This is a genomic window from Ignavibacteriales bacterium (assembly GCA_026390595.1).
Lineage (GTDB): Bacteria > Bacteroidota > Ignavibacteria > UBA10030 > UBA10030 > UBA9647.
Window position 1 is genome coordinate 78784 of record JAPLFQ010000025.1, and the last position, 12990, is coordinate 91773.

The window sequence follows — 12990 nt, forward strand, 5'->3', positions numbered from 1 at the left end:
ATCCGTGGTTAGTTCGCTTGTTCGCCGAAAACAGAAATCTCCCGTATCGAATACGCCGAAATTCCTTTCGTTCCCTTCTTGCCGTCGATGCGAAGATAACGCGCCTTCACGGGCGGAATATCACACTCGTCAATTCCGCCGGTCCCGCTGGTCACTTCGCGCATTGTCGACCACTTCTTGCCATCGAGCGATGACTGCAGCTGATAGTGTACTGCGAACGTTTCGCCCCAAGTGATCCTCACGTGCTTGATCGTCTGCGGGGATTTCCAGGCAAGCTGAAACCACTGCTGCTCCTGTCCGTTTGACTTTGTCCAGGCAGCGGAATTCCACCTCGTATAGGACTTCCCGTCAATGGCACTCACAGGCTTGAAATGCGGCCCGATGGTGGAGAATGATGACGCAGACGGAGTTGCCAGGCGGGCGATATCGGCTGACTGCAGGACTGAATCCTGCCCGATTATCTTCAGCGCCGTGATCGAATAGGGGGGAAGCTTCACCGAAAACTTGTCGGAGACATTTTTGAGGTCCTGAAGGGGGGTGTTGTGCCGCTTCTCATCGAGAACCCAAACCGACGCGTTGGCTCGGGGCTTGAAGCCTGAGAGCTGCACTTCGACGTTTGTCGATGTTCCCCGCTTCTTGTTAATGAAGACAACGGACAGCTCTTTACCGGACTTGCTTGCATACGTCGACAGGCCCCGGTCGTCGCATGTGGCTTTGACCACGTTTCCCTTGAAATGCTCTGCCATCAGAGGGAAAACATAGTAACTAAAGCGAGGTGTATTGCTGCCTTCAGAAGAAAGATACCCATAATCGCCGCCTCGTGGAGGATAGAAATTATGAAGAGCCCAGAAGCAGGCAATGTCGGTTCGAAGCTCCGCCATGCTTCCCAGCATATCGGCTGTCCAAAGCGCGTTGATGACCTGAATGGTCTGCAGACCGGGAGAGTGACTCACAGAATTGTATCCAACGTTGACGTAGAGAATGGAGGCAGCTTTCTCGCGACCGACCGCCCTTTCAATGTCTGTGCGCAACTGGGAATACAGCTTTCGGTACGTTGCGACGGTCGTCATGAGCGTGTCGTCGTTTTCTTTTCCGGACGGCTGAGGGAAATACGTGAACGTGATCATGTCGATGTAGTCGCCGGCAGCTTTCATAACACGCTCCGCCCAGTTTTCCGGGTGAAGTCCCAGCGGTACGTTCGTTGCCACCTTGATGGACGGGTCCACGGCCCGCATCGCTTTCACAAAGTTGATGTATTTTTTCGCATACTGCTCAGGCGGAACATGCCCGCGGGCCCAGGTGCCCCACTGTTCGTCTCCAACCTCCCACAGCTTGACACTATACCCTTTCTCGACGTTGCAGTATCTGACCCACGCTGCTGCAAGTTCGGGAGGCTCGTTGAAATTCACCGTGATGAACGGCTCCGCGCCGACTGCTCTGCAGAGTTCAATATATTCGTCTGTGTCCATTTCCGACGCATTGTTCGACTTCGCATTCCAGACATACGCATCGGCATCATTGCCGCCGGGGTACTTCAGGAGGGTGATTCCGGATGCCTTGATCTTCCCGATTGCATCCCTGTCGGCTGTCGTCAACATCTCCGATGCCGGCCCGGGAAAGAGGGATTCATCCCATCGTGCCGTGTTGATTCCATAGAGCCACGGGTTGATGGATGTCACGATGGTGCCGGCCTCGACTGCCACGTGTACCGTCTGTGGAAGAACTATCGACCATCCGGAAAGGAAGAGGGCAAAGAACGATGTGAGAAAACGTCTTGACATGAGAGTGTTCCTTCTGATGCAGCGTCAACATTGCAGGGCAAGGGAAATAGCACACAGCTGACACTGATATACTGATCCACACAGATCGATCAATCTGTGGTCATCCCGTCCTTTTCAGTGTAGTCAGTGTGCGCTTCCTTCTAGTCAAACGACTTTTTCATGATTTCGTGACGGCGAAGGACACGGAGTCCCACCTTGTAGTAGAAATCCTTGGCACGCCCCGACGTCCAGGCGAGCCAGAGGTTTTGTCGTCCCTTCTTGCGCATCTGTTCGACCGTGCTGTAGTAGAGCATGGGCCCCAGCCCTCGTCCGGCATATGCCTCGTCGATTCCAAACGGGCCGAATCGCTCATCCATGAAGTGGCTGAACCCCACCACCTTTTCGTCCTTGAGTGCTATGAGTATCTCATCGCATTGCGGATTTTCGCGTAATCGGTCAAGCGCGACCCGGAACAGGTCGCCCGGGTAATTCTCTCTGAGGAATTCCAGCAGAACGAGGATATAGCGCGGCTCAAACACGCACGTTGAAAAGCCCGTCTTTTGGAGCTGGCAAAAACGCTCCTTCATTGTGTCCGGGATGCTGAAATCCACAATGGACCGGCCCATACTATACACACTCTGCACCTTCTCATACCTTCGCGCGATGAGAAACTCGTGTGCGTTGGCATAGGCATCGAGGTCAACGCCGGGGATGAAGTAGTTGGGCGTGTAATCAGAAATATGGACTTCTTTGACTCCTTGATCGAGAAGAAATCGTTCGGCCTGCGCGAGCATTTCTGTACAGATTCCTCTTCGCCGCCAGTCTGGATGCACGAAAAACGTGGTAATCCAGCCTCGTCCAGTTTCCATGCCGACATCGAAATAGGGATACCGGCGGGAAAGGCTGAGCATGAAGCCGACGATCTCGTTGTCAGCCACAGCGACGAAACAGCCGCGGGAATCGAAGTTCGAGTCCAGAATGATTTTTCGCCGAAAGGTATTCAGCGTGACTTCGTCGCGGGGAAGACAGAGATTCCATAATGCGGTGACGCTGAGCTCATCCTCCGCCTTGTATTGCCGGATCTCGGATGACATGAAGCAGCTCACTTTCTGATTAGATTTCTAGTGCTAGGGTGATCACGCAAAGTCGCAAAGGTAGCAAAGCTGGAAGAAGGATTGGAAAATGTCCATCTTTGCGTCTTAGCGTGAGATTCTCATCTTATTCACGGTAGAACATCGACAATGCGTTTCTTCTCAAACGGATCGATATCAAAAGCCACGGCGTAGCGTTTACCGGCCTCGGCACCCCGAACGCGGGCCAGTGCGTCATAGTAGTCCAGGTACGGGAAGGAAGAAATCCCTCCCTGGATGAACTGATACTGAATCACTGCCTCTTTCCAGGTCTCCAGTTCAGCGGAGATATCCACATAGAGGTACGGTTTGAAATTCTCCGGATCCTCCCAGTTTTCTGTGTAGTAGATCGCCTGTATCCCTCTGTGGCGGGGATGGATGGTCACTACTCCCTCAAGTGACGCGAGGAGAACGGCATCATTCACAATGGAGTGCGTTGCAGCGTGGTCTTTGTGGATGCTTGTTCGCCAGTGTGTGATGATATGGGTTGGCCTAACGCGGCGGATGACGTCGGCCACATGGAGACGTGCCTCCTCAGTATTCGGAAGTTCACCGTCCCTGTAAGGGGCGAAGATCGCTTCTGCACCCATGACGTTGGCTGCTGCCATTGCCTCGTTGCGCTTTTGTTCCCCGTATGCCTGGGGGGACATCTTGGGGTTTCCCCCCTCACCGAGTGTCAGGTGAAGAATGGCGACCTGATCGCCAAGTTTGCTGTGTTTTGCGAGGACCGCACCGCATGTGACCTCCATGTCGCCGCAGTGTGCTCCGATTGCGAGAATGGTTTTTCTGATTTCGTCCGCCATAGTTTTGGATCCTTTTTTGAGCCTCTGAAGGCGTGTCTGAAAGCAAACCGCCAAGGTCGCCAAGAGAATATTGCCGTATCAATATCTCGAGGATTCTGGTTCCTTTGCGCTCTTCGCGTCCTTAGCGGTTAGTCTTCCTTTCTGTCAAGCTTAAGGTTTTACGGTATAGCTAAGTTGCCGAAATATCCTTCTTCAGCATCGCGAAACGCCGGGTCTCTTTGAAGCCGAATTTGCCGTATACCTTGGCAGCGACATCGTCTGTCCACATCACCCACGCATCATGGTATCCCTCGTGCTGCATCCGCTCGAGCGTCCGGGCGAGCAGAACGGTTCCAATGCCTTTCCCCTGGTATGCGTCGCTCACACCGAATGGCCCGAAATGAGACCCTTCAAACTGGCAATAGCCGATTATCTCATCCCCCTTGGTAACCACCATAACCTGCTCCGGATGGAATCCCCCCTCGGCAATTTTGTGCAAGTTACGTCGCTCGACTCGTACCCAGTCTGACGGCATCGTCTTCTCGAGGAAGTCCATGAACTTCACAAGGTCGCCGCGGCGGTACGAACGAACTTTTATCCCGTCCTCATTCAGGGCTTTTTCGATTCCAACGGTCTTCTCCGGGACAGTGAAGAGCACAATTGGGGCGTCCATGCTGATAGCTTCGTGGAACACCTCGTATGAATGCGCCGTGAAGAGATCGAGGTAGTGCTTGTATGTACGCACGTCAATGCCGGGTGTGAAATATCCCGGTGGATAACCGGACACCCTGCATTCCTTCTTCCCAAGCGCCTTGAACTTCTTCTCCACCTCCGAAAGAAGCAGACCGCCGATTTCGTTCACATCGGAATCGGGGTGAACTCCGAGTGCGGTAATCCAACACCGGTCCCCGGCGGGATCGGCGTCGCCGAGATGCATGCGCTTCGCATGAATTCCCAGGACGAAACCGGTCAGCGTTCCGTTTGATCGGGCGAGGAGGAAAGTCTCCGGATCGAAGTTCTCGTCCAGCAGCACTCGTGTTTCCAGGGTGTCAACCGTGATGGCGTCGAGCGGCAGTGCCGTGGCCCAGAGCTTCAAGAGTTCGTCGCGCGCGGCATCGGTGTATGGAGTGATAGAAAAGGACATAGATTTCCTCTGCAAGTATTCAGTAGCTGATGCCGAAAGAAATGTGATGGACGGCCCCGAAGATCCCGAAATCCTGGAACGCGTAGTCGGCCCGCACGGGCGTGTTGCCGACGATGTAGCGCACGCCTAGGCCGGCCGTGAGGCCGCGTTCGTCATAGTTTGTCGCGTAGCCAAAGCGGGCTATGATGGTTTCGAAGAAATGATACTCGGCGCCGATTTTCAGCTTTTCGTTGAAATCGCGCGGATGCCGCGATTCGAAACTCAGAATGAAAAGATCCTGAGGGTTCTCAAAGAGAAACCGGAAGGGCTCGACGGTTGCGCCGAAGCTCACGGCAAACGGCATGGGAAATGACTCGTTCTCATAGCGAATCTCTCGTGAGATGTTCTGCAAGGTCGCACCGAAACGGATGCCATTGTACATGAAATCGTAATACGCTCCCACGTCCATCGCAAGCCCGCTTTGAGCATAGGAGCGGGTTCCGATGGCCAGATTGGCATCGGTGAGGCTGGTTCCTGTAGGTGCGACCCAGGCATCGCCCAGGTTCTGGCTCACATACTTCAGGTGAACGCCGTACGAAAACCGGTCGCTGACCTTTTGCGAAAATGCTACGCCAACCGCATAGGCGGTCGGGGAAAACGTGCCTGTTTCCACGTAGCCCTGTTCGTTGGCTGCCCTGCGCGTGCCGTAAAATGTCCCGTAGTCCATCGAAAGCATGCTCAATCCGACTACGCCGAAGTTGCCGATGCGGAGAGCAGCAGCAGCTGCGTTGTAATTGATGTCAGCAATTCCCTGCGTGTGACTGACGTCGAGGTCCAAGCCGGATTTGATCCACCCGAGCTGGCTCGGGTTCCAGAAGATCGAGTTCGCCGAAAGCGTGGTCGTGACGCCGATCGTGCCCCGTCCGACGACCTCTGCCGACACGGGATTCTCGAGGAACCTGAATCCGACTTGTGCCTTCTTGACGATCTGCCCGTCGGCCCCTGAAGAAATCAGGATCAGGAGAAGGAAAACGGAGATCGTTGGAAACATCCTTCTGGAACCTATCTCAACCACGGTTGTCACTCCCGAGATCGTCAGTCGGGAGTCCAGAATGCGCGGTCTGGATTCCCGCTTACGACGAGCGGGAATGACAATTGTGCTTGTGAAGGAGTTCTTGAGATGGTCTATAATCATTGCATCCTCCTTGAGAAAAATCTGTAACGCACACGCTTTCGTCTTCTGGGGGAATCAGCACCCGAACATGGGGCGACCTTATCGCACCAAAACGAACTTCACAAACTGATTGTCCAGGCTTTCACCGTTCAGTCCCTGGCATTCTGTGACCGCCAGGATGTAAATGCCGCTGGTAACGTATTGATTGTCATCCGTCCGCTGATCCCATTCGTGGTCGGCGGTTCCATAGTGCGAAATTGCCCGGACGAGGTCTCCCGTTTCAGTGTAAATTCTGAGAGAACACTTCACAGGAAGATTGACGAAAAGAATCTTGTTCGGGGTACCTGAGAACCCGAGACCGCCGGCTGCGACCGTGGCCGGATTCGGAACGACACGCACCTTGTTGCTCTCGCTCAATCCCGGCTTGAACGATGTTGCCGGAAGCTGCGATCGGGTCGCGTAGCGCGAGCTCTCGAGTCTTACTCCCATATCGAGCCCGCTCGTGTTCTGCGTCCCGTTATCAACCGCGGTGACGGCATAGTAGTAGTCGACGCCCCGCTGAATCGATTTGTCGATGTATGTTAACGTACTGCGGTCCGTTGTCTCATACACCAGTTCCCAGCGAGCCTTGCTCCGCTGGTCGAGCGGATCATTGACGTAGTAAGCTCCTTGCTTCCTGTAGACACGCCACGCGTACCAATCATCGACTCCGGTGTCGGGATCCTTGAAGTAGGACGGTTCCGGGTAAGACCATTGGACGGCGATTCTATCGGGTCCGGACGTCACGGTGATGTCGGGCGGAGGCGGAGGAGAGGGGACCGCCAGCCCGCGACTCAGCCTGTCCCATGCCCAGTTCGCCCGATCAAGCACCTTCCATAAAGAATCCCGCCCGTTCAGAATTGCGGCATCCTTCTGGGCGTCAGTGATTTGTTTGCTCATCCAGGCACGGCCGATTGAATCTGCAGCATTGTATGAAATCGAGCCGGCACCGACAGCATACACAAACGTCAGGGAGTCGAACCGGTTCTGTGCACGGTTCTTGGTCAGTTGGTATGGGCCGTTCGTGATGAAGCGCATCGGTCCTTTCTGAACTGTTGTCGAAATGCCTGAAGTGATCGCATCGAGCGGAAATCGGCCGCGGTTGTCATCGCCGCGATACGTTTGCAGCAGCCCGTTGTCTCTTCGTCCCCACAAATCGCCGATGATGGTTCCGTGCGGCATCGCGTACGGTTGATTCTTGTCATCGGTCTGGCTGTTGTACGCTTTGCTCGCGTAGAGCAGAGTGTAGCCGGGGATCTGTGTCGAGTTCAGGAACCCCGTGACGCGGTCCGGGTCTCCTGAATCATCCGTTGAGCCGTTTGGGTACACCTGAGTCTGAAGCGCCCGGTAATCATAATAGTATGCGACGTAGAGGGAATCGCGCGACCGGTTGGTGACTAACTCGGACTTGCGTTTGAACCAGCTGTCGAGGTCGTCCTCTGCTTCGTAAGAAAACCCGCCGAATGTGCCATATTCACCTGCTTTTGAGGGTCCGAGGCTGAATGCGATGGGCCACCAGAACCGGATAGTCTGGTCGGGGAGAGTGTCTCTTGAAGTGGCTGCCTCGCGGGGCCTCTTAATTTCGCCTGTAAACTTGTGCGTCGCTTTCCAGATGAAGAAGTCGGCAAGGCCGGGGTTGCTGAAAGCGTACACCTCCACATGACTGCGGATGCCGAACTGGTTGCAGACATCCTCAAATTCGATTTTGATATCGGACTTCAGCGTTGGATCGACGTTCCATCGGTACGGGGGATTGAGCGGTACTCCATCCACAACGATGATGGGAGGCCGGTAGCGTCGCACCTCCATAGCCCAATCGGTCGAGCCCGGATTTGTCAGCGCTCCGCCGCGCGTGTACATCTGCTGCTTCGTTCCGAATTCATCGGTGATTCCGTTGTCATCGAGAACGAGAGGATTGAAGATCTGATACAGCATGTTGGACTGCCACCGGTCCTGGGGCCAGTAGAAGAGCTCTGTCTTCTGTGGGTTGGCGCCGGTGAGCATCCAGCTGAATTGTGTCTGCAGGCCCCCCTCACCGTTCAGTTTGTTCATGCTCATGTTGAAGTTGCCCACGTCGATCATCATCGGAAACGGATCGTAATTCCGTTGCTGTCCGACGAGGACCGTCGTAAAGGCAAACATGAGTATCAGCGCCGCGCTGCATCGTAGAATGCTTTTCATGGTAACTCCTATCGTAAGACAATCATCGTTCGCATCATACTTCTCGTTCCGTCGGTCAGCCGGTAAATGTACACTCCGCTCGGAAGGGTCGAAGCATCGAAGCGCACAGTGTACGTACCGGGGTTCTGCGGACCCTCAGCGAGCACGGCGATTTCCCGACCCAGCAGATCATACACCTTGAGCGATACAGAACTTACCGCTGACCCCTCGGCTCCGCTCGGGGCAGGCAGCTGATAGCTGATAGCTGTCGTCGGATTGAACGGATTCGGATAATTCTGTTGAAGCTCAAGCGTCTTCGGCAGGCTGCCGGAAACCAGTTCCTTCACATCACTGATGAGGCCCAGCCCCGCAGCGACTGACCGCAGGAGCGGCTGCTGACCGGTGCTGAAGTAGTCCTGGCCGAGGGCCCAGATGATCGTTCCCCCGAGCCCCTGATTTTTGACATACGTCATCTTCTCGCCGATCGAGACGGAGTCATCGTAGCTGATGATGATCGACTGAGTGGGATTGGTGAGATAGGGGACATGACCGACGGCATCCCACGACCGTGACCACCCTGTCTGCATCAGCGGTGTGATTGAGCTGTAGGCCTTCTGTGCAGTTCCAACGCCGGGTCCGTACATTGTCGATCCGTTGAACTGCCATCCGTAGAAGGGTGTTCCGATGAGCAGTTTCGAATCAGGCACACCCTTCGTTCTGTAAAAGGAGACCGAATTTCCCACCCAACCTTGATCCGTCTGTGAGAGGTTTCCGTAAAGTGGAGAATTCGGTCCCACCTTCGTGGTCCAGCTCCCGTAGAAGTCGTACGTCATCACACCGACCCAGTCCAGAATATTCTTCATGACTGTCCAGTCGTAGCCGTTGTTCCAGTCGGTTGCAGGTGCTGCGATGCTCAACGAAAGCGCAGGCGACACGCTTGAAAGGGCCGTTCGGAGTTCCTGGAACAGGAGCGTTGTATTCGAGCGTCCGGCTGATTTTGGGTATTCCCAGTCCATGTCGACGCCGTCGTAACCATATGTGAGACAGAAATCCTTGAGGGCTGTTACAAACCTGGTGCGCGATGCAGGTTTGGCAGCCACCGAATCGAACCGCGGAGTTCGTACAAGATCATATCCACCTACGGAAATCACGACGCCGACGCCATTGAGGTGCGCCGCCTGGATGAGCTCCGGATAGAATGTAAATCCGCTCAGATCAAGTGAACCATCCATTTGCGGGAAGATGAACGCGTGTGCGATCTGCGTGAGATTCCTGTACAGGATCAGGGTATGTGGGAATGATGATTTGTTCCAGCTCGGATAATAGCCGACGACCAGCTTGGGTTGGGAAAGAGCTGATGAACAAAACAAAGCGAAGAAAACTATTATCCTGAATTTCATCATCACACCATATCGTGTTTGGAAGTGAACTCAAAAAACATATGATGACTATATCCTTGTTCAATGTATAGCACACAGATGAAACAGAGGAGGCGCGAGATTGTCACAGATTATTCATCTGTGGAAATCTTGTAACATCAGCGTCATAAGTGTTCCATTTTCTATTTTGATCAGGACTGTCTTCTCTTCCAGGATTTGCGAGATAGGATCTAGAAATTGAGACGCAAGCCGAGCAGAACCTGCCGGGGATTCAGGAAAATCGGAGCATCCCACCACCCGACGTTTATATGGTTGTCGTCAGATTCCCACTGTCCCCACTTGTCGTTACCCCCCTGGAACGGGAACCGGAGCGATGCCTTGTATTCGTCGTACTGCGTGCGGAGCATGTTCTCCGGGATAAGCCATTTGTTGTTCGTGAGGTTCTTTACCGTCACGACGACCTCGAACGAAGTGCCGCCGAGAGTGAACGCCTTCGATCCGCGGAAGTCCAGGTTCCAGTAATCGACGACGTCTACATACAAGCGGTTTTTCACATCGGGTTCCTGGGGGTTCCACAGGAGCCGTCCGCCGTCGCGCCATTCGAAGAAGAGGTTCAGATAGATGCCGCCAAGCAGACGCATGCCTGCAAGCTCCGGACCGAAATCGTTCGGCGAGTGAATGTTCAGGTTCATGTTGCCGCGTGGCAGCGGATCGGTCGTGGAGAGGTTCGCTGACCGGAGCTCATCCTTTGCCTCGAGCCTGTTCTCGTAGACCCGGGCCAGGCCGGTCTGTCCGGCGCTCTGCAGCATGTAGTCGAACATGCCGTTGAAGGTCACCCAGCTTCCGAGCGGACGCTCGAGCCGGAGTTCGATGCCGCGGACATCGCGGTAAGCGTCCGGGAAGTACGCGGTGACCATGTTGTCGTGATAGTAATTGATGAACTGACGGCTTAGCGGTTCGTTCCGGACATCCTTGTAGTACGCCGTGATATTCAACAGGAAGTCCTGGAAGAACATTTGTTCATAGCCGAATTCGTAGGAGACGGTGCGTCCCATCGTGAGGTTCGGTGTTGGGACCGTGACTCCCGCCTGGTCGATTGTCATGTTGTACATGAACGAAATTGCCGGGCGCTGGTAGAAATGGCCATAGTTGAAATACAGTTTGCTGCTTTCGGTGATGGGGAAAGAAACGCCGAGCCGGGGTGACGCGTAGATTTGAACCCGGTTTTCCGTTCGCGGGAACCCGGGAGGATTGTCGAGCATGGCGCGGAAGAGCGTCCAGCGATCATAACCTCCCCATGTGCCGCCAAGATTCTGATAGACGTCATTGTACAGTTTCCGGTAATCATCATCGACCGGAATGCCTGCATCGAATCCTTCTTTCATAGGATTGAGGTAGTCGAGCCGCACACCGGCGTTCAGGATCATCCCTTCGAATTCAAGCTTGTCCTGAAGATACAGTCCAATCTCCAGCGGTGTCGCGGTGTAATACTGCCAGAGATCCGGAGTGTAGGAGAGCTGCGATTGCAGCCATGTACCCGTATAAACGAACAGCCGCTGGAGCCGCGCCGAGAACCCGGCCTCGATCTGGTGATGACGGCCCAATTGTGCGGTGAGGTCTCCCTTGAGCTGCCCGACCAGTGAATACGAGGAGTCAACACGCTGCAGTCCTCCATAGAGGGCGAACATGTTCAAAGCGTCGTAGCCGAAATTCGTCGATGCATTGGGCGTGCCGAGGGAAGGGACGTTCAGGTATTTGTATGTTGAACCGTTTGCGTTGGTGAAGGTAAGCGAATCGCCCGATGTTGGTGTAAACGAGTACGGCCGCAATTGCTGGTTGCTATAGCCGAACTGGAGTTCCATCGTGTAGAACGCGTTGGAGGACAAAGTGTGTGTCAGCTTTGTGCCGCCGACGAAGTACTGCTGGTCATAATACTGAAGCCGGCTCTTGTTGAAAATCTGCCACAGGTTATCCCCGGCGAGCAGGCTCGCTTGCCGGCGAGCGGACGAACCTGTGCTGTTCAGGAAGCCAAAACTGGACGACTGGTCGACCAGAGCGCCCCCATAGCTTGTAGTTTGGCCGCCGCTGGCAGTCTGCACCTTCGCGTACAGGCCGTTGATGGAGAGCCGCGTATTGTCGCTGAGCGTCGAAGTGAGTTTGAGCTGCGCATTCCAATCGAGATAATCGTTTCGGGGACCGACGGGGAACGCGAGCTGGGAGTTTTCATACTTGAAGCCCAGAAGGAATGTTGTATGTTCCGCGTACGCTCCGAGTATCGGGATGTCTGATCCGGGAAGCGGGCCCGTGATGCTTCCCTCAACAAACATGTCGGGCTTGTCTGCGAACGTATACTGCGGATGCTGGGCCTTCCACAGAGCCAGCTTCTGGAGCGTATCGAGGCGGCGGTCCTGCGTGAATCTGTTTCCCCATCCGCGGAAGGCGCGAAATTCTGCCGGAACCACGGTGTCTCCCGTTGGGACACCCGTGATCGCATACTCACCGGCGAAAACGCGGTAGATCCAGGAATCGGTGCTCCACGGATTGGTGCCGAAAAACTTCTTCTGTGCCGGGGCCATATCTGCCTTCAACGCGACGGTGTAGTGGTCGCGGTGGCCATCTTTTGTGACGACGTTGAGGAGGCCGGAGCGCATCCCGCCGTATTTCGCCTGGAAGCCTCCGGTCAGGACCTGGATTTCCTCGATGGTTGTCGAATTGAGGGCGAGGTACGAATTCTCCGATCGTGGATCCTGCAGCGAGATGCCATCGATCCTCACGTCGGTTTCACGTATCGCGCCGCCCCTGACACTGAGCCCATTTCCTTCTGCTCCGCTGACCAGCTGGACACCCTTGACGCGGTTCATGAACTCATCCACGCGTGTCACCGGCATTTGCTCCAATCGGGATGTCACGATCACTTCCTGTGTCCCTGCCACGTCTGGCTTGATTGTCTCCCGCCGGGCCGTAACCACCACCTGCTCCATCTGAACTGCGGACGCTGAGAGTTCAAAATCAACGGTGATTGTCCGATCGAGGTCAACACGAACGCCTTTTTGTACAACCTGGCCATAGCCAATCACGCTCACCTTGATGACGTACGAGCCAGGCGGCACGTTCAGGATGAAGTAGTATCCCGAAGGATCCGATCCGGCGCCGACCTGACGATCAAACGGAACTTCTCTCCCGTCCGAGAGAATCATGTGCGTGATCATCACGTTTGCCCCTGGAAGGGGCTCGCGCGTTTCCTTGTCGACGATCCGTCCGGTAATCTTGCCGTTGGCGCCCAGTGCCGATGCGGTGGCAAGGAGCGTGATGAACACGACGGTTGTCAGAAATGAAAAGAGTTGTTGGGATGAGCGTAGGCGTTTCATGCCAAACCCCTTGGTGGAATGATGAACTGCAATGTGTAAACCACTTCGATAATCGACAATCGTTAATCGTTGTTC

8 protein-coding genes are annotated in these 12990 nt (G+C 54.7%); all 8 read right to left on the reverse strand.

Features of this window, described 5'->3' with window-relative positions; genetic code table 11:
* Positions 1-8 precede the first annotated feature (8 nt).
* Positions 9-1781, reverse strand: a complete 1773-nt coding sequence (locus NTU47_14285) for a discoidin domain-containing protein (GenBank protein ID MCX6134977.1) — start codon at positions 1779-1781, stop codon at positions 9-11.
* A gap of 140 nt (positions 1782-1921) precedes the next feature.
* Positions 1922-2854 (reverse strand): GNAT family N-acetyltransferase, encoded by a 933-nt coding sequence (locus NTU47_14290; GenBank protein MCX6134978.1) that lies wholly within the window; start codon positions 2852-2854, stop codon positions 1922-1924.
* 128 nt (positions 2855-2982) lie between these two features.
* Complete coding sequence (locus NTU47_14295) at positions 2983-3693, reverse strand: PIG-L family deacetylase (protein ID MCX6134979.1); 711 nt, start codon at positions 3691-3693, stop codon at positions 2983-2985.
* Between the two features lie 169 nt (positions 3694-3862).
* On the reverse strand, positions 3863-4816 hold the full coding sequence (locus NTU47_14300; protein MCX6134980.1) for a GNAT family N-acetyltransferase: 954 nt from the start codon (positions 4814-4816) through the stop codon (positions 3863-3865).
* Positions 4817-4835: 19 nt separating this feature from the next.
* Positions 4836-5990 (reverse strand): PorV/PorQ family protein, encoded by a 1155-nt coding sequence (locus NTU47_14305; GenBank protein ID MCX6134981.1) that lies wholly within the window; start codon positions 5988-5990, stop codon positions 4836-4838.
* 78 nt (positions 5991-6068) lie between these two features.
* Positions 6069-8189, reverse strand: coding sequence for a hypothetical protein (locus NTU47_14310; protein ID MCX6134982.1), 2121 nt, complete (start codon positions 8187-8189; stop codon positions 6069-6071).
* Positions 8190-8197: 8 nt separating this feature from the next.
* Entirely contained in the window at positions 8198-9568 is a 1371-nt protein-coding gene (locus NTU47_14315; protein ID MCX6134983.1) for a glycosyl hydrolase family 18 protein, read from the reverse strand.
* A gap of 209 nt (positions 9569-9777) precedes the next feature.
* Entirely contained in the window at positions 9778-12915 is a 3138-nt protein-coding gene (locus tag NTU47_14320; protein MCX6134984.1) for a TonB-dependent receptor, read from the reverse strand.
* Between the last annotated feature and the right edge of the window lie 75 nt (positions 12916-12990).